At 59.9% G+C, this 22,505-nt stretch carries 20 protein-coding genes and 2 pseudogenes; 12 read left to right on the top strand and 10 right to left on the bottom strand.

Annotated features, from left to right (window positions below):
* Both CPH89_RS05245 and CPH89_RS05240 read left to right on the top strand, forming a co-directional pair.
* Nucleotides 1-1,464 carry an N-acyl-D-amino-acid deacylase family protein gene (locus CPH89_RS05245; RefSeq protein ID WP_053257957.1) on the top strand — a complete coding sequence of 488 codons (1,464 nt, stop codon included), beginning with the start codon at nt 1-3 and terminating at the stop codon, nt 1,462-1,464.
* A 30-nt stretch (nt 1,465-1,494) separates the two neighbouring features.
* Nucleotides 1,495-1,863: a glyoxalase superfamily protein gene (locus CPH89_RS05240; protein ID WP_053257956.1), complete on the top strand. Its 369-nt coding sequence runs from the start codon at nt 1,495-1,497 to the stop codon at nt 1,861-1,863.
* A gap of 640 nt (nt 1,864-2,503) precedes the next feature.
* Here CPH89_RS05240 and CPH89_RS30875 read toward each other — a convergent pair.
* The 5 genes and pseudogenes from CPH89_RS30875 to CPH89_RS05220 all read right to left on the bottom strand — a co-directional run.
* Nucleotides 2,504-3,097 (bottom strand): annotated as a pseudogene (locus CPH89_RS30875) (methyl-accepting chemotaxis protein); the annotation flags it as partial.
* A 309-nt stretch (nt 3,098-3,406) separates the two neighbouring features.
* A pseudogene (locus tag CPH89_RS30870) lies at nt 3,407-4,423 on the bottom strand (methyl-accepting chemotaxis protein); the annotation flags it as partial.
* Between the two features lie 165 nt (nt 4,424-4,588).
* A complete protein-coding gene (locus tag CPH89_RS05230; RefSeq protein WP_053257954.1) occupies nt 4,589-6,415 on the bottom strand; it encodes a CocE/NonD family hydrolase in 1,827 nt (608 codons plus the stop codon).
* A 19-nt stretch (nt 6,416-6,434) separates the two neighbouring features.
* Nucleotides 6,435-7,862, bottom strand: coding sequence for a YfcC family protein (locus CPH89_RS05225; protein WP_053257953.1), 1,428 nt, complete (start codon nt 7,860-7,862; stop codon nt 6,435-6,437).
* A gap of 109 nt (nt 7,863-7,971) precedes the next feature.
* Complete coding sequence (locus tag CPH89_RS05220; protein WP_053257952.1) at nt 7,972-8,868, bottom strand: LysR family transcriptional regulator; 897 nt, start codon at nt 8,866-8,868, stop codon at nt 7,972-7,974.
* 184 nt (nt 8,869-9,052) lie between these two features.
* Here CPH89_RS05220 and CPH89_RS05215 point away from each other — a divergent pair, with 184 nt between their 5' ends.
* Both CPH89_RS05215 and CPH89_RS05210 read left to right on the top strand, forming a co-directional pair.
* Nucleotides 9,053-10,276: an OprD family porin gene (locus CPH89_RS05215; RefSeq protein ID WP_053257951.1), complete on the top strand. Its 1,224-nt coding sequence runs from the start codon at nt 9,053-9,055 to the stop codon at nt 10,274-10,276.
* 105 nt (nt 10,277-10,381) lie between these two features.
* Entirely contained in the window at nt 10,382-10,999 is a 618-nt protein-coding gene (locus CPH89_RS05210) for a BamJ family beta-barrel-assembly machinery protein (protein ID WP_053257950.1), read from the top strand.
* 147 nt (nt 11,000-11,146) lie between these two features.
* On the opposite strand, the gene CPH89_RS05205 is transcribed toward CPH89_RS05210, so the two are convergent.
* The 3 genes from CPH89_RS05205 to CPH89_RS05195 all read right to left on the bottom strand — a co-directional run bounded on the left by CPH89_RS05205 (nt 11,147) and on the right by CPH89_RS05195 (nt 13,051).
* Nucleotides 11,147-11,404, bottom strand: coding sequence for a PA4570 family protein (locus CPH89_RS05205; protein WP_053257949.1), 258 nt, complete (start codon nt 11,402-11,404; stop codon nt 11,147-11,149).
* A 158-nt stretch (nt 11,405-11,562) separates the two neighbouring features.
* Nucleotides 11,563-11,904 carry a zinc ribbon domain-containing protein YjdM gene (locus CPH89_RS05200; protein WP_053257948.1) on the bottom strand — a complete coding sequence of 114 codons (342 nt, stop codon included), beginning with the start codon at nt 11,902-11,904 and terminating at the stop codon, nt 11,563-11,565.
* Between the two features lie 178 nt (nt 11,905-12,082).
* The gene (locus CPH89_RS05195; RefSeq protein WP_053257947.1) at nt 12,083-13,051 is read right to left on the bottom strand and encodes a polyprenyl synthetase family protein; all 969 of its coding nucleotides are present in this window, start codon (nt 13,049-13,051) and stop codon (nt 12,083-12,085) included.
* Between the two features lie 399 nt (nt 13,052-13,450).
* On the opposite strand from CPH89_RS05195, the gene rplU reads away from it, so the two are divergent.
* The 7 genes from rplU to CPH89_RS05160 all read left to right on the top strand — a co-directional run bounded on the left by rplU (nt 13,451) and on the right by CPH89_RS05160 (nt 19,061).
* Nucleotides 13,451-13,765, top strand: coding sequence for a 50S ribosomal protein L21 (gene rplU / locus CPH89_RS05190; RefSeq protein ID WP_003176051.1), 315 nt, complete (start codon nt 13,451-13,453; stop codon nt 13,763-13,765).
* 34 nt (nt 13,766-13,799) lie between these two features.
* Nucleotides 13,800-14,057, top strand: coding sequence for a 50S ribosomal protein L27 (gene rpmA / locus CPH89_RS05185; RefSeq protein ID WP_003176049.1), 258 nt, complete (start codon nt 13,800-13,802; stop codon nt 14,055-14,057).
* A gap of 192 nt (nt 14,058-14,249) precedes the next feature.
* Entirely contained in the window at nt 14,250-15,473 is a 1,224-nt protein-coding gene (gene cgtA / locus CPH89_RS05180) for an Obg family GTPase CgtA (protein ID WP_053257946.1), read from the top strand.
* Between the two features lie 136 nt (nt 15,474-15,609).
* Entirely contained in the window at nt 15,610-16,728 is a 1,119-nt protein-coding gene (proB, locus tag CPH89_RS05175; protein ID WP_053257945.1) for a glutamate 5-kinase, read from the top strand.
* A gap of 16 nt (nt 16,729-16,744) precedes the next feature.
* Complete coding sequence (locus CPH89_RS05170) at nt 16,745-17,209, top strand: CreA family protein (protein WP_053257944.1); 465 nt, start codon at nt 16,745-16,747, stop codon at nt 17,207-17,209.
* 101 nt (nt 17,210-17,310) lie between these two features.
* Nucleotides 17,311-17,793, top strand: coding sequence for a glutathione peroxidase (locus CPH89_RS05165; protein ID WP_053257943.1), 483 nt, complete (start codon nt 17,311-17,313; stop codon nt 17,791-17,793).
* Between the two features lie 164 nt (nt 17,794-17,957).
* Nucleotides 17,958-19,061, top strand: a complete 1,104-nt coding sequence (locus CPH89_RS05160; protein ID WP_053257942.1) for an NADH:flavin oxidoreductase — start codon at nt 17,958-17,960, stop codon at nt 19,059-19,061.
* Between the two features lie 38 nt (nt 19,062-19,099).
* On the opposite strand, the gene CPH89_RS05155 is transcribed toward CPH89_RS05160, so the two are convergent.
* Complete coding sequence (locus CPH89_RS05155) at nt 19,100-20,278, bottom strand: glycosyltransferase family 4 protein (RefSeq protein WP_053257941.1); 1,179 nt, start codon at nt 20,276-20,278, stop codon at nt 19,100-19,102.
* 54 nt (nt 20,279-20,332) lie between these two features.
* A complete protein-coding gene (cysZ, locus tag CPH89_RS05150) occupies nt 20,333-21,097 on the bottom strand; it encodes a sulfate transporter CysZ (RefSeq protein WP_053257940.1) in 765 nt (254 codons plus the stop codon).
* Between the two features lie 293 nt (nt 21,098-21,390).
* On the opposite strand from cysZ, the gene trxB reads away from it, so the two are divergent.
* Complete coding sequence (gene trxB / locus CPH89_RS05140; RefSeq protein WP_025858049.1) at nt 21,391-22,353, top strand: thioredoxin-disulfide reductase; 963 nt, start codon at nt 21,391-21,393, stop codon at nt 22,351-22,353.
* Nucleotides 22,354-22,505: the final 152 nt, after the last annotated feature.

Below are 22,505 nucleotides of genomic sequence, written 5' to 3'. Positions count from 1 at the left end.
ATGAAGTACGACACGCTGATTCGCCAGGCGCTGATCATAGATGGCAGCAACTCCCCGGGGTATGTCGCGGATGTCGGTGTACGGGCAGGGCGGATCGCAACGATTGGCGACCTGTCGAGCGCGCAGGCCGAGCACACAATCGCGGCCAATGGCCGGGTGTTGGCGCCGGGCTTTATCGATGTGCACACCCACGATGACACGGTGGTGATCCGTCACCCGCAGATGTTGCCCAAGCTCAGCCAGGGTGTGACCACGGTGATTGTCGGCAACTGTGGCATCAGCGCGTCGCCGGTCAATTTGCGCAGCGACCCGCCGGACCCGATGAACCTGCTGGGTTCGCGTGAGGCGTTCGTTTATCCGCGGTTTGCCGATTACCGTGCGGCCGTGGAAAGCGCGCATCCGGCGGTCAATGTCGCCGCGCTGATCGGCCATACGGCCCTGCGCAGTAACCATATGGACGACCTGCACCGCACCGCCACGCCCGATGAAATTGCCGCCATGCGCACGCAATTGCAGCAAAGCCTGGAGGCCGGTGCGCTGGGTTTATCCACAGGCCTGGCCTACGCCAGCGCATTCAATGCCGAGACCGATGAAGTGCTGCAACTCAGTGAAGAACTGACGGCCTTCGGTGCGGTGTACACCACCCATTTGCGCAGCGAATTCGAACCGGTGCTGGAGGCGATGGACGAGGCGTTTCTGATCGGCCGACATGCCCAGGTGCCGGTGATTATTTCCCACCTGAAATGTGCGGGCGCGGGGAACTGGGGGCGCAGTCCGCAGCTGTTGGCATCGCTGGAAGCCGCAGCGAACAATCACCCGGTGGGGTGTGACTGTTATCCCTATGCGGCCAGCTCTTCGACGCTGGACCTCAAGCAGGTCACCGATGCCTTTCGTATCACCATCACCTGGTCCACGCCGCACCCGGACATGGGTGGGCGCGACTTGCAGGCGATCGCTGCCGAGTGGGACGTGTCGCTGATGGACGCGGCACGCCGTCTGCAACCGGCGGGGGCGGTGTACTACGGGATGGATGAGGCGGATGTGCGACGTATCCTGGCGCATCCGCTGTCGATGGTGGGGTCTGACGGTTTGCCTGAAGACCCGTTTCCTCACCCGCGTTTGTGGGGCGCGTTTCCGCGGGTGCTGGGGCATTTCAGCCGCGACGTAGGGCTGTTCCCGTTGCACACGGCGGTGCACAAGATGACGGGGTTGTCGGCAGCGCGTTTTGGTTTGGCTGAGCGCGGCGAAATTCGTGAAGGCTACTGGGCTGATCTGGTGTTGTTCGACCCGTTGCGGGTGCGGGATGTGGCGGACTTCAACGCGCCGCAACGCGCGGCTGAGGGCATTGATGGCGTGTGGGTAAACGGGGTGTTGAGCTACAGCGATGGCCAGGCCAATGGTCAGCGACCAGGGCGGTTTCTGGCACGCAATGGGGATTTGCGCGGTGGTTTTTCGTCTCTATAGTGGGGCGTTCTCATACACGGAGCTGTTGCCATGCACTTAGGAAAGGTCACGCCCATCTTGCGTATTTTCGACGAGGCCAAGGCGTTGGAATTCTACGTCGAGTTCCTCGGGTTCAAGCTCGACTGGCAGCATCGTTTTGAGGCGAATTTTCCGTTGTATCTGCAGGTGTCGCTGGGCGAGTGCGTGCTGCATTTGTCCGAGCATCATGGCGATGCTTCGCCGGGATCGGCGGTGCGGATTCAAACGCACGGGGTGGACGCGTATCAGCAGCAGTTGTTGGCCAAGGATTACCGGTATGCCAAGCCTGGGGTTGAGGAAACGCCTTGGGGCTCGCGTGAGATGAGTGTCAGCGATCCGTTTGGCAATCGGCTGGTGTTTGTTGAGGAAGGCGACGGCTGATTGGCAAATCGCAGGCAATAAAAAACCGCCTTAGTAGGGCGGTTTTTTATTGCAAACCAGTTTGCGACTGGGTTGCTATCTCAAAAGACGCAATCGACCCGCAGCCAGATACTACCGTTGGCCATGTCATCACGCAAGACGAAAAGATGGCCAGCATGGATACTTTAGGCATCTTTGTCTTACCTGATTTGACTGCAAAAGCTTGCAATGAATCTATCGGGCGATACTGGATATTTGACCACTGTTTGACACACCTTAGACGGGAATGTTGGTTAGGATTTTTCCCGTTCTGCGTTTGTCGCTTTTTAGGTGAGCCGGGTATGCGCGCGAATTCTGGACCGACCGCCACGGGCTAGTAATCCGTGCCGGATTGATGCGGGAGGACCATTAGCCCGGCCGCCTCAAAAGGCGCAATCGACCTGCGTCTGAAGGTTCACGTGTTCCGGTAAGTGCGCTGGAGGTAAGGCCCAACTCAGGGAGGGCCGAGCATGTCCAAGTTTGTACGACGTACGTGGAACCTCGTAGTGAATGCCTTGCGTGTTTATCACGTGTGGACATTCCTGCGGGACAGCTTTGATGACCTGTAAGGTCTGAGAAGTGGAGCCGCCTCGGCTTAAGTCGAGGCGGCTTTTTTGATTTTTTAAACCCGGAAGTGGCTGACCATCTGCTGCAACTGGCTGCCCAAACGCGCCAGTTCCACGCTCGACTTGGCCGTCTCGTCACTCGCGGTGGCGGTCTGCTCCGACACATCCCGCACGTTGACGATGCTGCGGCTGATTTCTTCAGCCACGGCACTTTGCTGTTCCGCCGCCGCTGCAATCTGCTGGTTCATCGACTGGATGTTCGACACCGTACGGGTGATGTTTTCCAGCGATACACCGGCCTTCCGGGTCAGCTCGACGCTGCTGTCGGTGAGGCTGCGGCTGTTGTTCATCACCGTGGCCACTTGCTGGGTGCCGTTCTGCAAGCCAGCGACCAGGCCTTCGATTTCTTCGGTGGATTTTTGGGTGCGCTGGGCTAGGCCACGGACTTCGTCGGCAACCACGGCAAACCCACGACCGGCTTCACCGGCACGCGCCGCTTCAATCGCTGCGTTCAGCGCCAGCAGGTTGGTCTGCTCAGCCACGGCCTTGATCACGTCCATCACGCTGCCGATTTTGTTGCTCTCTTGTTGCAGGTGCGTCATGGCGTCGGTAGAGCGTGCCACTTCGGCGGCCAGGCGTTCGATCTGGGCAATGGCCTCGGCCACGACTTTGTCGCCTGCGCGGGCTTGGCCGTCAGCGTCGGCAGCGGCCAGGGAGGCCTGCTCGGCGTTGCGCGCAACTTCCTGCACAGTAGCCGTCATTTCATGCATCGCGGTGGCGACTTGATCGGTCTCGATCTTTTGGCTGTTGACGCCGGCACTGGTCTGCTCGGTAACGGCCGACAGTTCTTCGGCGGCGCTGGCGATCTGAGTCACGCCATCACGAATACCACTGATCAATTCACGCAGGGTGGTGCCCATGCGCTGGATGCCTTGTTGCAATACGCCCAGTTCATCGCGACGGGTCACCTGGATGTTGTGGCTCAGGTCGCCGGAAGCGATGCGTTCGACCACGGCCAGGGTTTCCTGGATCGGGCGCGTGATCTGGCGGGTAATCACCAGGGCCGCGATGATGCCGACCAGCAGCGCGAGCAACGTGCTGATCAACTGCAGGCTGCGGGCCTGGGCGCTTTCGGCGTCGCGGCGATCAAGCTGAATGTCATACAGCTTGTCGCTGATGGTGACGATATCGGCGCCTTGCGTGGTCATTTCCGCACGGGCGCTGACGATGTTGGCGTTGGCCGCCTTGTAACTCTGTACAGCGCTGCGATAGGCACCCAGCGCGGCTTCCAGTGAGGTCAGCGCGCTTTGTTGGCTGGTGCCGAACGCTGCGTTGAGGCCTTTCAAACCACCGATGGCTTTCTCGATTTGCGCCGCGGCGCGGGCTTCGGTCTCTGCGTTGACGGTGTTGGTGTAACCGCGCACGTCATAGCGGGCCAGCTGGAATTCTTCCTTGGCGTTGGTGATGGCCTGGTATTGGGTGTAGCGCTCCGGGCTGTCGGGCATCTGCTGCACGCTGGTGCCCAGTGCGTTGATCTGGGCGTTGGCAATATCAGCCTTGTCGCCCATGACCTGGCGCGCGGCGTTGCCGTTACGGTAGGCCTCACGCATTTTGTTCAGCGACTGCTGGTAGGCAGTGATGACGGCTTTTTGCTCATTGAGCAGTTTGAGGTTTTCCGGGCTTTTGAAACTGTCCAGCAGCTTCTGTTGCTGGGCTGCGAAGGCGTCCAGGCTGGTCTGTACGTTCTGTGCCACAGCCTCATCGCCGTTTGCCAGCATGTATTGCAGGCGCACGATCCGCAGCTTGGTCAGCGAGGCGTTGAGCTGGGTGATGTCGCTCATCCAGTTGCTACGGTCGATCAGGCTGCCCAGGCTGGTCCAGCCAGTCAGTGCCAGGATCGAGGTGAGGACCAGCACCAGGCCGAAGCCCAGGCCGAGTTTGAGGTTGACGCTGATGTTGCCGAACCAGCTATTCATCGAATGCTCCGCAAGAATGATGTTTGTCTGCTGGACGGTGTTGTTGTTTGAGCCAGCCAAAGTGTGTAGCGCTGTATCGGCGGCAGGCGATGAATCTGAAATACTTTTCTTACCGGTGCGACGAAGGGTCGCCATTGCCTGGCAGCAATGGCGACCCTTCGGGGCTCACAGTAGGGCGGCGGGCACCACGGTCAGCCTGAGGCAAGACGCAGCCCCCTGGCTCAGGTGCACGGTATTGCGTGCGACCCGCGGGTGACTGGCCTGGCCTGAGGGTTCGCCGCTGTTGGGGTTGACGTCAAAGCGCGGGAAATTGCTGCTGGCAATGTCCAGGCGCACTCGATGGCCGCGTTTGAACAGGTTGCAGGTGGCAAAGGGCTCGATCAGCACCTTGACCCGCTCGCCAGGCGTGAGCAGCGTCGGCTGTTCCCAGGATTCGCGATAGCGGCAGCGCCGGATGCCATCGGTAATGTTCATCGCGAAGCCGTCCGGATAATCGATGCTCGGTGGATACACGTCCACCAGCTTGGCGGTGAAATCGGTGTCGGGCGCGTTGCTGTCGATCCACAACTCGATCTGTACGCTGCCCGCAACGATCAGGTCTTCGTCGAGTGGTTCGGTCTGGAAACTCAGTACATCTTCGCGTTCGTTGAGTGGGCTGTTGTCGCCTCGGGTGCCGAAGAAGTCGGCGCGTTCACGTTGATCGAAAGCACCGCCCACAAATACCGGGGCGCCGGAGGTCAGCGCGCCACCAATGGTCGGAACCGGGTGAGCGGGGTCGGCGATGTAGCTCATGTGAGCGTCGAGGTCGGATGGAGCGCTCTGCGTCAGTTGTGTTTGCGCATTCAAGTACAGGGTCAGCGCCTGGCTGCCCGGCAATGGCCATTGCGTCGATTGCAGCCAGCGTCCGCCGTGTTGCAGGCGGCCGTTGTGGTCGCGTTTGCCGTTGCCGCCGCCCATCAGAAAAACATCCACACGGGCCTTTGCGGGCTGAGGCGACGGTTTGAGGGATTGCTCGAACCACGCCAGACGGCAACTCAGCCAGTCTCGATCAACCTGGCCATCGAACACCGCCTGCGGCCCGAACTCCACATCACCGCTGTGGCTGATATTGCGGTCGCCATGCAGCCACGGGCCCATCACCAGTCGAAGGTTGGCTGTGCCGTTGTGTTCAAAGGCGTTGTAGTTGGCCAGGGTGGAGCTGACATACGCGTCGTACCAGCTGGACATGAACAGCACGGGAATATCGGGCAACCGCGAATAATGGCCTTCGGCGTAGATACCCGACTTGCGCCAATAGTCACTGAAGTCGCCCTGGGCCCATTGGTCCAGTAGGTAAGCCTCGTATTCCGGTACATGGCGCAAAGGCGACTGGCCGGGTTGCCAGGGCATACGGGTAAACCACTGGTCGATATCCTCGTGCTCCAGCGCTTGACGAATGTGTGGGTCGGCCAGGGCAGCCGGGCTTTCCTTGGCCTGGCGAAAGGCCCACGTAGCCTGTTTGAGTTCGAATGCGCCGCCCTGGCGAATCCCGCACTGGTAAGCGTTGGCGAAGCCGCCGCTGTCGAGCACCATGCTGCTCAAACCAGGTGGGTGCAGGCAGGCCATCGCCAGTTGGGTATGCGCGGCGTAAGACAGGCCCATGCTGCCAATTTTGCCGTTGCACCAGGGCTGCCGGACGATCCAGGCCAAGGTGTCAAAACCGTCTTCGCCCTCGGCGGTGTATTTGGTGAACAGCCCTTCGGAGGCATAGCGCCCTCGGCAGTCCTGGAAGATGGCGACGAAGCCTCGTTCAGTCAAACGCGCTGCCATCTGTTCGCGGGAGAGGTGTTGGCCGTCCAGCTGTTTTTCCGAGCGTGAGGGTTTGCTCTTGTCGTACGGCGTGCGTTCGATGACGACTGGAAAAGGGCCGTCGCTGCCGGCCGGCAAATAGATATCGGTGGCCAGGTGGATGCCATCACGCATCGGAACCATTTGGTTGTGCAGGGTGTGCATGGGGAGAACACTCATCGACTCAGTACCCGCTCGTGACCGCGACGGCCAACAACACCATCGCCAGCACGGCGTAGATCAGGAACAGCGGCAGGATATAGCGTGCCCATTGGCCCCAGCCGACGTTAGCGGTGGCCAGTAACACCAGCAGGCCGCTGGAGGTCGGGGTGATCATGTTGGTCAGGCCATTGCCCATCAGAAAGGCGAACACTGTGGTCTGTGGGCTGACGCCAGACAGTTGGCCCAGCGGGCCGAAGATTGGCATGGTCACCGCAGCCTGGCCCGACGTCGACGGGATCAGCACATCCAAGCCCAGTTGCGCGAAGAACATGCCATAGGCCGACACAATCGGGCCGTGGTCGCCCACCAGGTTGGCAAGGCTGTTGACGATGGTGTCCAGTACCTGGCCAGTGCTGAGGATGATCTCCACGGCGGTGGCCAGGCCGATCAGCACCCCGGCAATCAATACTTTCTTCATGCCATCGACAAACGCGCTGGCGGCGACGCTGGCACCCAGCCCGGCGATCACACTGAACGTCACGGTCAGGAGCAAGTAGAACGCCGACAGCTCATGGTATTTCCATGCCCAGCGGTTGGAGGCGTAGACCAGAAAACCGATGCCCATCAGCAGCACGAGCAGATTGATCAGGTGGCGCGTGGGCAAGGGGTTACGTTCGAAGGTTATCTGCGCCGTCGCATCGAAACCGTGCTGGCGAATACTCCACAACACGAACGCAATGCCCACCAGCAGGAAGCTGCAGTAGGCCCATACGCGCATGCTCAAACCACTGAATATCGGCAACCCGACCATCGGCTGGGCGACGGACAACGCCACCGGATTGGAGATCGACGCCAGGTAGCCGATCTTCACCGAGATCGCGACGATGGCCAGCCCAATCAGGTTCGACAGCCCCAGCCGGTTGGCCATGGCGACCATCAGCGGCACGATCAGAATGAACTCCTTGGCCAAGCCCATGAACGTACTGCCAGCGGAAAACACCAGCATCAGGCTCGGCACCAGCACGTAGATATTGCCTCGGGTCAAACCCAGCAGGCGCTCCAGCCCGGCATCGATGACACCGGCCTTGTTCAACACGCCGAACATGCCACCGATGAACAACACCATGAAAATCAGCGCCGCGCGTTTCTCGATGCCTTGGGGGATGGCCATGAACCCTTCGACCAGCGACACCGGGCGGGCCGTCGTATCGCCAGCCTTGCGCGGCTCCAGCGCAAACAGTTGGCTCAGGCTGTCGTGTTTTTCCAGCACCTGATAAGAGCCCGGTACCACCAGCCCATTCTGGCGCTCGAACTTGCCTGCGTTCACCGCGTAGGTGAAGGCCACGGCAAGCAAGACGATGCTCAGCAGAATAATGGCCGGGTTGATCTGTTTGCGTTGCATGGGTTTTGCCACCACCGTTTGGGTGGGGATGATCTGTGATTCGCTCATGCTGGCTGCCCCGGCGTTCGCCGTTTTTGTTATGGGGGAGTGACGCGTGTGGAGCGGACACTAGGGCAAAGTTTTGCTGGCGACAACGTTATGCGCAGGCTGGATTGGGCTATGCGTTTTGTGCGTTCAGGCGCTGTTTGAGATGCTCGGCGAACGCCGTCACCAGTGGTGGGCGTGGCTCGTCAGCGCGATAGGCCAGGCCGAAAGAGTAGGGCAGCCTTGGGCGAAAAGGCCGGGTAACGATCGGTAAATGCAGGAAGTGGCTGGCCAGCAAACCGTTGACGATCGACACCCCGAGGCCTTCGGCGACAAAGCTGCAAGCCGCCCCCACCGAGTGCACTTCGACACGCACTTGCGGCGTGAGGTTGGCGGCGCGAAACACTTGGTTCAGCTCCGCCCGCAAGGCCCTTTGTCGTCCCAGCATGACCAGCGGCAGATTGCGCAAATGCTGCACCTCGATACAGGCGTGGCGGGTCAGTGGGTGGTCGACGGGCATCACACAAACGCCCTCGGTTTGGAGCACGGGCTCGATGTCGAAGCCGGGAATTTCCGTCGGCAATCGCACAAAACCCAAGTCGGCTGAGCGATCCAGCACGGCGCGCTCGATCATGTCATACGAGCCGGTCAGCAACTCGACGACGATGTCCTCATGGCTTTTGAGAAACTCCGCGACGATGCGTGGCAACAGCTCCTGGGTCATGCTGGTGGGAACTGCGACCTTGAGCAGGCTCTTGCGCGAGCGGCCCACGCGCATCTCGTCAGCCAGGCGTTGGATACGTTGCATGCCGTCCACCAGGCCGGCGACTTCCATCAACAACTCTTCTGCTTCTGCGGTGGCCATCAGGCGGCCTTTTTTGCGCAGGAACAAGGCGAACCCCAAGGCCTCTTCCAGCTGGCTCAACAGGCGGCTGACGGCCGATTGCGATAGGCCCATGCGCGTGGCCGCGCCGATGGTCGAGCCGGTGGACATGATCGCCTTGAAGGCTTCGAGCTGCTTGAGATTCACCGTGGTTTTCCTGTCGGTTGCGAGGGGTGAGCGGTGCTTTGCGCATAGCCTGATGCGCATCTCGCATAACGTTGTGGGGCTTTCGATGAGCCGTTAGTGTCCGCTCCAACGCGACGTGCCGTCCAGTGCATCGCGCGGTGCAACTGCCCATAAAAAAACCACAACAGGCATTGAGGAAACAGTTATGCGCGAGTTATTCACGCGGGGGAAAATCGCCTCGATGGGCGTGTTGGCGAGCCTGTCACCGGTGCTTCTGGCTCAGGGTTTCTGGGAGGACTCCCAGGGCCGATTGACCTTGCGTAACTTTTACTTCAACGACGATTACCGTGAGGGTGGCGAGGATCGCAAGGAGTGGGCGCAGGGCTTTTTGCTCAACCTGCAGTCGGGTTATACCGAGGGCACGGTGGGGGTTGGCCTGGACGCGTTGGGGCTGACAGGCCTGCGCCTTGACTCCAGCCCCACCCATGCCGGCACCGGTTTATTGCCGGTGCACGATGACGGTCACGCGGCCAGCGAGTTCTCCAGTTTAGGCGTCACCCTGAAGATGCGTTGGGGCGATACCGTGGTCAAAGCCGGCACGTTGTTGCCGAAGATTCCGGTGCTGGTGCAAAACGACGGGCGCCTGCTGCCGCAGACGTTCCAGGGCGCTCAGTTGGAATACACCGGTATTCGCAACCTGTACCTGCACACCGGGCATCTGGATAAGTTCAAGCAGCGAAACTCCACCGACAGCGTGGCCATTTATCCCCAGGGCTACAACGGCAAGGAAGGCAGCGTCTTCGATTTTGCGGGTGCCACTTATGCCTTCACACCACGTCTGAGTGGCACTTGGTATTACGGCGAAATGCGAGCGTTCTATCGCCAGCAATTTGTCGGCCTTGTGCATAAACAGCCTGTGGGCAGCGGTACGCTGACCAGTGACGTGCGTTATTTCATCAGCAATGAGGCAGGAGAGGCGCGCAACGGCAAGGTCGACAGTGACATGGTCAGTGGGCTGTTCACCTACCGTCTGGGCGCGCAGGCGTTCGGCGTCGGTTATCAGAAGGTCAGCGGGGACACCGCGTTGCCTTATGCCAGTGTCTCAACGGTGTATTCCTTCAGCAACGCCGGCGTGGGCAAGTTCATCCAGGCCGGTGAGCAAACCTGGATGCTGCGCTACGACTACGATTTTGCCGCAGTGCTGCCAGGCTTAAGTTTCATGACGCGCTATTACAAAGGACACAACGGTGATTACAAAGGGCGTGAGGCGCGGGAGTGGGAATCTGACAGCAACCTGCGCTACGTCATCCAGGACAGCACCTTCAAAGGCCTGGGCGTGGAGTTGCGCAAGGCGACCTATCGTTCGACCTATGCCAGCGACCGAGACAACTACCGACTCTACCTGACATACGACCTGGCCCTTTGGTAGCCGCAAAGGGGGGCTCATCACGGGCCGGTCTTGTGTGCTAGTCTGCGGGCCCTTTTAGTTTTGGATGGCACGGGAAATCGTGCTGCCCTACAGCGGAGCCTCTTCATGTCCGAAGTTAATCTGTCCACCGACGAAACCCGCGTCAGCTACGGTATCGGCCGTCAGTTGGGCGACCAACTGCGCGACAACCCGCCACCGGGCGTTAGCATCGACGCCATCCTGGCTGGCCTGACCGACGCTTTCGCAGGTAAGCCAAGCCGCGTTGACCAAGAGCAAATGGCTGCCAGCTTCAAAGTTATCCGCGAAATCATGCAAGCTGAAGCGGCTGCCAAGGCTGAAGCGGCTGCTGGCGCTGGCCTGGCGTTCCTGGCTGAAAACGCCAAGCGTGATGGCATCACCACCCTGGCTTCCGGTCTGCAATTTGAAGTGCTGACCGCCGGTGATGGCGCCAAGCCGACCCGTGAAGACCAAGTGCGTACTCACTACCACGGCACTCTGATCGACGGCACCGTGTTCGACAGCTCCTACGAGCGTGGCCAGCCTGCAGAATTCCCGGTTGGCGGCGTGATCGCTGGTTGGACCGAAGCCCTGCAACTGATGAATGCCGGCAGCAAATGGCGTCTGTACGTGCCGAGCGAACTGGCTTACGGCGCTCAAGGCGTTGGCAGCATCCCGCCGCACAGCGTTCTGGTGTTCGACGTTGAGCTGCTCGACGTTCTGTAATACTCGGTAATGTTGGCTCCGGTTTCAGATGGGAGCTGGCTTGCCTGCGATGGCATCAACTCGGTAGCCGGTAGGGCCGAGTCGTTTGGATCGCGGGCAAGCCCGGCTCCCACATGAAGCCGGTGCACTCAGGTTGTGCAGGGTGTCTCATGGATGGAACTTGCCATTGAGCTCCGTGGCCGGGCGCAACGCTCGGGCATAGCAGAACAGAAACAGGTTGCGCAGCACTTCCTTCAGCACCCCAGGCTCACTGGAACTCAGGCCGTTCACGTCCAGGTCGCCTTGATCCTGCAGCTCATTGAGCGCTTCTTCTTCCAGCACCGCACAGACTTCACCGGTTTCCCGATGCAGGATTCGCAGGTAAGGGTGTGGTCGGTCCAGCCAGGCATCTATCAAATAAGTCATGGTCATTCTCCTTGAGGGTTTCAATGAGAATAATTCTTATTAGCAGAATAGCAAGTGCCTATTGGCGATTTGCTGATTTTTCTGTGGGGAGAGTGTGTTCGATCAACCGGGAGGGCAAAACGCCATCCCGCGACGGGCGCGGGATGGATGCAGCCGATTCAGACTTTGCGTACAAACTCAGACTTGAGTTTCATCGGGCCGATACCGTCGATCTTGCAATCGATATCGTGGTCGCCGTCGCACAGGCGGATGTTTTTGACCTTGGTGCCGACTTTGACCACCAGGGACGTGCCTTTGACCTTGAGGTCCTTGATCACCGTGATGGTGTCGCCGTCTTGCAGGACGTTGCCTACAGAGTCTTTCTTCACGGTTTCATCACCGGCCGCTTCGGCCTCGCCATTGGCGGACCACTCATGGGCGCATTCCGGGCAGATCAGCTGGGCGCCGTCTTCGTAGGTGAATTCGGAATTGCATTTCGGGCAGGGTGGCAACGTGCTCACTAAAGCTCCTTGAAAGTCAGGATGGCTAAAAGTCGCACATTATATAGGGAATTAGAGTCGGGTGGGGGCTTGGATCTAATGGGCCGCTGGCTTGCCTGTGATGCGGCCCACTCGGTGTCTGTTGTTCCGAGGTGACGCTATCGCAGGCAAACCGGCTCCCAGATGAAGCGGGGCAGAATCAGTGAGTACGCGCGACCGCAAACTCACTCAGCTCAACCAGGGCATCCCGGTATTCGCTGGCAGGGAGTGCTTCCAGGCACTGGATGGCACGGGCGACGTAGTCACGCGCCAATTGTGCGGTGTAATCCAGGGAACCCGAGGCTTCCACGGCAGCACGAATGCTTTCGAGGTCTTCAATCCCGCCTTTCTGGATCGCTTTGCGTACCAGTGCAGCCTGTTCCGGCGTGCCTTCGCGCATGGTGTAGATCAGCGGCAAGGTCGGTTTGCCCTCGGCCAGGTCGTCACCGACGTTCTTGCCCAGGGTTTCGGCGTCGCCACGGTAGTCGAGCAGGTCATCCACCAGTTGGAACGCCACGCCCAGGTGATCGCCAAAGGTGCGCAGGGCTTCGGCCTGTTCGGCAGTGGCGCCACACAGGGCGGCGGCACTGTGGGTGGAGGCTTCGAACAGCATCGCGGTTTTGCCGCGAATCACTTCCATGTAGGTTTCTTCGGTAGTGCTGGCGTCGCGGACCTTGGACAGCTGCAACACTTCGCCTTCGGCGATGATGCGCGTGGCTTGTGAAAGAATCTTCATCACCGGCATCGAGCCCAGCTCGACCATCATTTCGAACGAGCGCGAATACAGGAAGTCGCCTACCAACACGCTCGGGGCATTGCCCCACATGGCGTTGGCGGTCTCACGGCCACGGCGCATGCCGGACATGTCGACCACGTCGTCATGCAGCAGGGTGGCGGTGTGCAGGAATTCGATAGTGGCTGCCAGCAGGCGCAGGTCATCGCCTTCGCGGCCCAGGGCCTTGCCGCACAGCAACACTAATAAAGGACGCAGGCGTTTGCCGCCCGCCGACGTAATATAGTCGCCAATTTTGGAGACCAGCGGCACTTTAGACGTCAGCTGCTGCTTGATGATGCCGTCGACGGCGCTAAAATCGTCCGCGACCGCGCGGTAGAAAGCTTGGGGTTGCATCAGCGACAGTCGCTCCAGAAGGGTTGCGCGGCATGCTAGGACCCTCACCCCCGGGTGTCAAGGCGCGCCCAATCACCGTGAAAGCTACTGCAGGCTGGGAGCCTTCGGCTCTACGCGCGTAATCCTGCGTCAAAAACAGGCTCGGAATGCTCATTTACAGCCAGTAAACTCCGCTTCCACGCCGGTTTTTTCCTTGTGTTCCCTTCGCTCGCTACGCTTTCACGGCGATTGGCGGCTACTTGCATCACCCATTTACCTTGCGTACAATCGCGCACCCTGAACTTCCTGGGCAGCACCTGCCTTACGCAATTGCATTCGGGACGTCCATCCCATGCAGCCATGCCAGCCAATACCTCTTCTTATAAAGCGCTGGGTGAGCAGGATTATCGGAGAAATACCATGTCGTACGCAGTAATTGTTACTGGTGGCAAGCAATACAAGGTCGCCCCAGGTGAATACCTGAAGATCGAAAAACTGGAAATCGCTACCGGCGAATCCGTTACCTTTGATCGCGTTCTGTTGGTCGCCAATGGCGATGACGTGAACATCGGCGCCCCAGTTGTTGCTGGCGCTACCGTTGTGGCTGAAGTGATCTCCCAAGGTCGTCACGATAAAGTCCGCATCATCAAGTTCCGTCGTCGTAAGCACCACATGAAGCGTATGGGCCACCGCCAGTGGTACACCGAGATCAAAATCACCGGTATTCAGGCTTAATTTCAGCCTAATTCCTCACTAGGAGAATTGACTCATGGCACACAAAAAAGCTGGTGGTAGTACCCGTAACGGTCGCGACTCAGAAGCCAAACGCCTTGGCGTGAAGATGTATGGCGGCCAGAAAATCATTCCGGGCAACATCATCGTGCGTCAGCGCGGCACCCAATTCCACGCCGGTTACGGTGTTGGCATGGGTAAAGATCACACCCTCTTCGCGAAAATCGAAGGCGTGATCAAGTTTGAAGTAAAAGGCGCTTTCAACCGCCGTTACGTGAGCGTTGTCGCCGCTTAATTGCGCGATCGCTGGAAAAGCCCTGTCTCGCGACGGGGCTTTTTCGTTTGTGGAGTGAGTCTCTTGCAAAGCTGTTTGTAATGGGCTCAGGCGCTGGATTTGCGGTCGTTATTGAGGTCGCTGCGCTCATTTTTGCAAGAGTCTTATGTCTTGGTTTCTTAAGCTCGTCCATGCGACGAGAGGCGTTTTGTTATGAAGTTCGTTGATGAAGTTTCCATCCGAGTAAAAGCAGGCGACGGCGGTAACGGTTGCATGAGTTTCCGTCGCGAAAAGTTCATCGAAAACGGTGGCCCCAACGGCGGTGACGGCGGTGACGGCGGTTCCATCTACATGATGGCCGACGAAAACCTCAACACCCTGGTCGACTACCGTTACACCCGGCACTTTGATGCCGAGCGTGGCTCCAACGGCGGCAGCACCGACTGCACCGGTAAAAAAGGCGAAGACCTGGTACTGCGCGTACCTGTCGGCACCACGATCATCGACTCTGCTACCCAGGAAGTGATTGGCGACCTGACCAAGGCCGGCCAGAAGCTGATGGTTGTGCAGGGCGGCTGGCACGGTTTGGGTAACACCCGATTCAAGTCCAGTACCAACCGTGCTCCGCGTCAGACCACGCCGGGCAAGCCGGGTGAGCAACGTGACCTGAAGCTGGAAATGAAAGTACTCGCTGACGTAGGCCTGTTGGGTCTGCCAAACGCCGGTAAAAGTACCTTCATTCGCTCGGTTTCGGCTGCCAAGCCGAAAGTCGCCGACTACCCGTTCACGACCTTGGTGCCAAACCTGGGCGTGGTCAGTGTCGACCGCTGGAAGAGCTTCGTGATCGCCGACATTCCCGGTTTGATCGAAGGTGCTTCCGACGGCGCAGGCCTGGGGATTCGCTTCCTCAAGCACTTGTCGCGTACCCGTTTGCTGTTGCACCTCGTCGACATGGCACCGCTGGACGAAACCAGCGCACCCGACGCCGCCGAAGTGATCGTCAGCGAGCTGACCAAGTTCAGCCCGGCCCTCGCCGAGCGTGATCGCTGGCTGGTGCTGAACAAATGCGACCAGATCCTCGAAGAAGAACACGAGGAGCGCGTCAAGGAAATCGTTGATCGCCTGGAATGGACCGGCCCTGTCTACGTGATCTCGGCCATCGCCAAAGAAGGCACCGAGCGCCTGACCCGTGACATCATGCGTTATCTGGAAGACCGCGCCGACCGCTTGGCGGCCGACCCGGTGTTCAAGGCCGAGCTCGCCGAACTCGACCAGCAGATCGAAGACGAAGCCCGCGCTCAGTTGCAGGCCCTGGACGACCAGCGTGCCCTGCGCCGCAGCGGCGTGAAGTCGGTCCATGACATCGGCGACGATGATTGGGACGAAGAAGACGTGGATGATGAAGACGGTCCGGAAATCATTTACGTGCGCGACTGATTCGTTGCAGTAAACTTAAGCGCCGCTCACTTGAGCGGCGTTTTGGTATCTGGGTTTTACGTAGTCAGGAATGTAGTCACGAATAACGTTATGGGCGGCGCTGGGTCGCGCGGCCCTCACTCTAAGGTTGAAGATGATGCGGAGCAAAGTGACAGGTGCGCAGCGCTGGGTCGTAAAGATCGGAAGTGCGCTGTTGACGGCAGATGGCAAAGGTCTGGATCGCGCAGCCATGAGTGTCTGGGTCGAGCAGATGGTGGCCTTGCATGAGGCCGGTGTCGAGTTGGTGCTGGTGTCGTCCGGGGCTGTTGCCGCCGGGATGAGCCGCCTCGGCTGGACCGCGCGACCCAGCGCGATGCACGAACTGCAAGCCGCCGCCGCCATCGGCCAGATGGGCCTGGTGCAAGCCTGGGAATCCAGCTTCGCCGAGCACGGCCGCCACACGGCGCAGATCCTGCTGACCCACGACGACCTGTCCGACCGCAAGCGCTACCTCAATGCCCGCAGTACCTTGCGCGCGCTCGTGGAGCTCAAGGTGATCCCGGTGATCAACGAGAATGACACGGTGGTCACCGACGAAATCCGTTTCGGCGACAACGACACCTTGGCCGCTTTGGTGGCTAACCTGGTGGAAGCCGACTTGCTGGTGATCCTCACCGACCGTGACGGCATGTTCGACGCCGACCCGCGCAACAACCCTGACGCCCAGTTGATCTACGAAGCCCGCGCCGATGACCCGGCGCTGGACGCCGTGGCTGGCAGTGTTGGCGGCGCCCTGGGCCGTGGCGGTATGCAGACCAAACTGCGTGCAGCACGCCTGGCTGCACGTTCCGGCGCGCATACCATCATCGTCGGTGGGCGCCTGGAGCGGGTGCTGGACCGCCTCAAGGCTGGCGAGCGCATCGGTACGCTGTTGTCGCCGGAACGCGGCATGCTGGCGGCGCGCAAACAGTGGCTGGCCGGTCATCTGCAAACCCGTGGCACGCTGGTGCTGGACGATGGCGCCGTGTCGGCGTTGTCCCAAGGCAACAAGAGCCTGTTACCGGTGGGCGTCAAATTGGTGCAGGGCAGCTTCCGCCGCGGGGAAATGGTGGTGTGTGTGGCGCCCGATGGTCGCGAGGTTGCGCGTGGCCTGGCCAACTACAGTGCCCTGGAAGCGCAGAAAATTATTGGACAATCGTCTGACGCGATTGTCGGACTACTGGGGTACATGGCGGAGCCGGAACTGGTGCACCGCGATAACCTGATCCTGGTCTAAACAAAGGAACTACACGATGCGAGTGATGAAGGGTTTGCTCGGCCTGCTGCTGGCCATGCCGCTGCTGGCCAGCGCTGAGGAAGTCGGTCAGGTGTCAACGGTATTCAAGTTCGTCGGCCCCAACGACCGGATCGTGGTCGAGGCGTTCGATGACCCCAAGGTCGACGGCGTGACCTGCTACCTGTCGCGCGCCAAGACCGGCGGCGTAAAAGGCGGGCTGGGCCTGGCCGAAGACCGCGCCGAAGCCTCGATTGCCTGTCGTCAGGTCGGCCCGATTCACTTCAAGGGTGACCTCAAGGACGGCGATGAGGTGTTCAAGGAGCGCACCTCGCTGGTGTTCAAGACCATGCAGGTGGTGCGCTTCCTCGACAAGAAGCGCAATACCCTGGTGTATCTGGTCTACAGCGACCGTCTGATCGAAGGCAGCCCGCAGAATGCGGTCACCGCCATTCCTATTTTGCCCTGGCCAACGGCGCAATAACCGGCGGGCGAGTTTTTCAATCGGCGTCTATGATTGCAGGCTAGCGGTCTGTAATCTCGAACGGCTGCAATGCGAAGAACATGGGATATCTGGAGTTCGTCATGAGTGCTTTCCACGACCTGAAACTCAAAGCTTTAGACGGACAAGAGTTGCCGCTGGCGCCCTATAAAGGGCAGGTTGTGCTGGTAGTCAACGTCGCCTCCAAATGTGGCTTGACCCCGCAATACGCGGCGCTCGAAAACCTCTATCAGCAGTACAAAGACCAGGGTTTTACCGTGCTGGGCCTGCCTTGCAACCAGTTTGCAGGCCAGGAGCCGGGCAGCGAGGACGAAATCCAGGCGTTCTGCAGCTTGAATTACGGCGTGACGTTCCCGTTGGGCAGCAAGCTTGAGGTCAATGGTCACGACCGTCATCAGCTGTATCGCTTGCTGGCGGGCGAGGGCGCCGAGTTTCCAGGGGATATCACCTGGAACTTCGAAAAATTCCTGCTGGGCAAGGATGGGCGTGTGCTCGCGCGATTCTCGCCGCGCACGGCGCCGGATGATCCCACCATCGTCCAGGCCATCGAAAAAGCCCTGAGCTGATTCGTGCCTGCCTGTGGTGAGGGAGCGGCCTCCCTCACCACAGGCCAGTAGCACCTGACTTCCCGCGCTTTTACCCCTTAATCACCCAGATCAATAGTGCTACCCAGCGCGGTGCGCGCTCCATATTATCCACATCATAAACACCTCTTCCGTGGAGTGCTCCCATGCCTGTCCAAGCCTTGTTCAAACCCTTCCAGCTCGGTGCATTGCAGCTGTCCAGCCGTGTGGTGATGGCACCGATGACCCGTTCGTTCTCGCCCGGTGGCGTGCCGAATTCGAAGGTGATCGAATACTACCGCCGCCGCGCCGCCGCCGGCGTAGGGCTGATCATCACCGAAGGCACGGTGGTCGGCCATCAAGCCTCCAACGGTTATCCGAACGTCCCGCATTTTTACGGTGAGGCCGCGTTGGCTGGCTGGAAAAAAGTGGTCGATGCCGTGCACGCAGAAGGCGGCAAGATTGTCCCGCAGTTGTGGCACGTGGGCAGCGTGCGCCGTATCGGCACCGAGCCTGATGCGAGCGTGCCGGCCTACGGTCCGATGGAAAAGCTCAAGGATGGCAACGTGGTGGTCCACGGCATGACCACCCAGGACATCAAGGACGTGATCAACGCCTTTGCCCAAGCCGCCAAGGATGCGCAACGTATCGGCATGGACGGCGTGGAGATCCACGGCGCCCACGGTTACCTGGTGGACCAGTTCTTCTGGGAAGGCAGTAACCAGCGCACCGATGAATACGGCGGTAGCCTGGCCAATCGCTCGCGCTTTGCCATCGAATTGATCCAGGCCACCCGTGCCGCTGTGGGCCCGGACTTCCCGATTATCCTGCGGTTTTCTCAGTGGAAGCAGCAGGATTACACCGCACGCCTGGTGCAAACCCCAGAAGCCCTGGGGGAATTCCTCAAGCCGCTGTCTGACGCCGGTGTGGATATTTTCCACTGTTCCACCCGCCGTTTCTGGGAGCCGGAGTTCGAAGGTTCCGACCTCAACCTGGCGGGCTGGACCCGTCAGCTCACCGGGAAACCGACCATCACTGTCGGCAGTGTCGGGCTGGATGGTGAGTTCCTGCAGTTCATGGTCAACACCGACAAGGTTGCGCAGCCCGCCAGCCTGGAGAAACTGCTGGAACGCCTGAACAACGACGAATTCGATCTGGTGGCGGTAGGCCGTGCCTTGCTGGTGGACCCGGATTGGGCCGTGAAGGTGCGTGAAGGTCGTGAAGGCGACATTCTGCCGTTCAGTCGTGAGGCGTTGACGACGTTGGTGTAACTGGCGCCTGCGCGAGTGATCTGACAGCCAACACCCTGTCAGATCAAACGCGACTGTGCGGCAATCACCGGCTGCTCGCCGCACACCCCGCGCAGGTGGCGCTCGAATTGCTCGATAATTGCCGGCCAGCCCTGGCGGCTGGCGTGTTGGCGGGCATTCAAGCGCATGCGGCGCAAGCTCTCGGCATCCTCCAGCAGCCAGTTGGCGGCATCGCAAAACGCATCCTCATCCCCAGGCATCGCCAGCACGCCGTTATAGCCGTGGCGAATATGCTGGGTCGCGGCGGCCTGGTCGTAGGCCACCACCCCCAAGCCCGAGGCCATGGCTTCCAGTACCACATTGCCGAAGGTTTCGGTCAGGCTGGGGAACAGGAACACATCGCCGGACGCGTAATGCCGGGCCAGTTCTTCGCCGCGCAGAGCGCCGCAAAAAATCGCCTCGGGCATTTCCTTTTCCATCATTGCCCGCTGCGGGCCATCACCCACGATGATCAGTTTCATCTGACGCAGTGGGTAAGTGTCTTGCAAGGTTTCGAAGCAGCGTTTGAGCAACCCCAGGTTCTTTTCCTGCGCCAGTCGGCCCACATGCAGCACGGCGATTTGATCATTGTTCAGTGCCCAGCTTTCACGCAGCGCGTTATCGCGCTTGGCGGGGTGGAACAATTGGCTATCGACGCCGCGCGCGAGCATCCCCAAACGCTCGAAATTTCGACGCGCCAACTCCAGGCGCTGGCTGGCGCTGGGAACCAGGGTCAGGCTCGAGCGGTTGTGAAACCAACGCAGGTAGTGGGTCACCATACGGCTCAATAGGCTCAAACCGTATTGGTTGGAATACTGCTGGAAATTGGTATGAAACCCGCTGACCACGCTGATCCCCAGGCGCCGCGCTGCGCGCAACGCGGATAAACCCAGTGGCCCTTCCGTGGCGATGTACAGCACGTCCGGGCGTTGGCGGGTCCAGCGGCGCAGCAATTTGTGCATCGACGACTGGCCCCATTGCAGGCCGGGGTAGCCGGGCAGTGGCCAGCCGCGGCACAGCAGCAATTCGTCGTCGCTGGGGCGGCTCTGGTCGGCACCCTGGCGCGGGCGCACCAACTCCACCTGATGGCCGCGCGCGCGCAAACCCTCACACAGGCGGCCAAGGGTATTGGCCACCCCGTTGATTTCCGGCGGGAAGGTTTCGGTAATCAGGGTGATGTGAAGCGAAGCTGTCGTCATGGCCCACAGTGTCACTGTGGGCCATGTCGTCATTGTGTCACTGGGATGATGGATTTATGACGTGGCCACATTTTGCCGGGCCGTCGCCTCGGCACCTTGCTCGCGCACCCAGAACAGCGTGGCCCCGGCCACTGCCGCCGGCATCATCAGCAGGTTCACCACCGGCACCAGCAGCACCAGGTAGACGATGCCGCCGAAGCTCATGCTCTGCCAGCGTTTCTGGCGCAGCCAGGCGAGCATCTCGTTCCAGCCCAGCTTGTGGTTATCCGCCGGGTAGTCGATGTACTGGATAGCCATCATCCACACGCCAAACAGCAGCCACAGCGGTGCGGCGATCAGGTTGACCACCGGAATGAACGACAGGATAAACAGGCCGATGGCCCTGGGCAGGAAGTAACCCAGCTTGCGCATTTCCCGCGCGAGGGTGCGCGGGACCATGGCGACCAGCTCACCCCAACTGAAGGGCGGGAAGTCATCGGTGCCGCGCACTACCACCTCAACCTTCTCGGCAAGAAAACCGTTGAACGGTGCCGCGATGATATTGGCGAGCATGGTGAAGGTGAAAAACACCATCAACACCACCAGCACGACGAACAGCGGCCACAAGATGTAGCTGAGGAAGCTCAGCCAGCCAGGCAGCGTCGGCATCAAAGTGTCGACCCACAGGCTGAACTGATGGCCGGCGAAATAGATCAAACCGACGAACAGCACCAGGTTGATCGCCAATGGCAGCAGTACAAATAGACGCAGGCCAGGGCTCAACACCAGTTTGAGGCCTTCACGCAGGTATTGCGGGCCGGAAAGAGCAGGGGCAGGCATGGAGAACTCCGAGCAGGAAGACGAACGGGCCGACCTTACCGGCTTTGCAATCAACGCGAAAGCACGGTCGGTTTGACGACATCAAAGGTAACAAAGGTGTCGATTAACCGAGCCGACTGCATAGAGACCGCCTATGAGCTGGATTGTTATTCCGTATTTCCTTAATCTTGCCCCCCTCGATACGCTGCACCCATTATTTTTCAGGACCTGCGAGTTCAAGCCTTCCCCAAGTGCTTCGCGGTCCTTTTTTATTCCAGCCGCCTTGTTTTCCGGGTGGTCGATAGGAGTGAGTCATGTCTGATACCCGTCATTCGCGAGTGATTATTCTCGGTTCCGGCCCTGCCGGTTACAGCGCTGCCGTCTACGCTGCCCGGGCCAACCTCAAGCCGCTGCTGATCACCGGCATGCAGGCGGGCGGTCAGTTGACCACCACCACTGAAGTCGACAACTGGCCGGGCGACGTCCACGGTCTGACCGGCCCGGTGCTGATGGAGCGTATGAAAGAACACGCCGAGCGCTTTGAAACCGAGATCGTTTTTGACCACATCAATAAAGTCGATTTCTCCAAGAAGCCTTACAGCCTGACCGGCGACAGCGGCGTCTACACCTGTGACGCGCTGATCATCGCCACCGGCGCCAGCGCCCGCTACCTGGGCCTGCCTTCCGAAGAAGCGTTCATGGGCAAGGGCGTTTCGGCCTGCGCGACCTGCGACGGTTTCTTCTATCGCAACAAGCCGGTCGCCGTGGTCGGTGGCGGTAACACTGCTGTGGAAGAGGCACTGTACCTGGCCAACATCGCCAGCACCGTGACCCTGGTTCACCGCCGTGAAACCTTCCGCGCCGAGAAGATCCTGATCGACAAGCTGCACGCCCGTGTTGCTGAAGGCAAGATCATCCTCAAGCTCAACGCCACCCTGGATGAAGTCCTGGGCGACAACATGGGCGTGACCGGTGCTCGCCTGAAAAACAACGACGGCAGCTTCGACGAGTTGAAAGTCGACGGCGTGTTCATCGCCATCGGCCACACCCCGAACACGTCGCTGTTCGAAGGCGTGCTGGAAGCCAAAGACGGTTACCTGGTTGTGCAGGGCGGCCGTGAAGGCAACGCCACCGCCACCAACATCGAAGGTATCTTTGCTGCCGGTGACGTGGCTGACCACGTCTACCGTCAGGCCATCACCTCGGCCGGCGCCGGTTGCATGGCGGCTCTGGATGCCGAGCGTTACCTCGACGGTTTGAAGGACGCTGCGTTCTAAACCCATTGAAATAAAAAACCGGCCAAAAGGCCGGTTTTTTTATGCACAGGATTTGATGACCTACACAGATCGAATGTGGGAGCGGGCTTGCTCGCGAAAGCGGTGTGTCAGGCAACACATGTATCAACTGATCCACCGCCTTCGCGAGCAAG

Source organism: Pseudomonas fluorescens (genome assembly GCF_900215245.1).
GTDB classification, from domain to species: Bacteria; Pseudomonadota; Gammaproteobacteria; order Pseudomonadales; family Pseudomonadaceae; genus Aquipseudomonas; species Aquipseudomonas fluorescens.
This window is presented reverse-complemented; position numbering and strand designations above follow the sequence as displayed.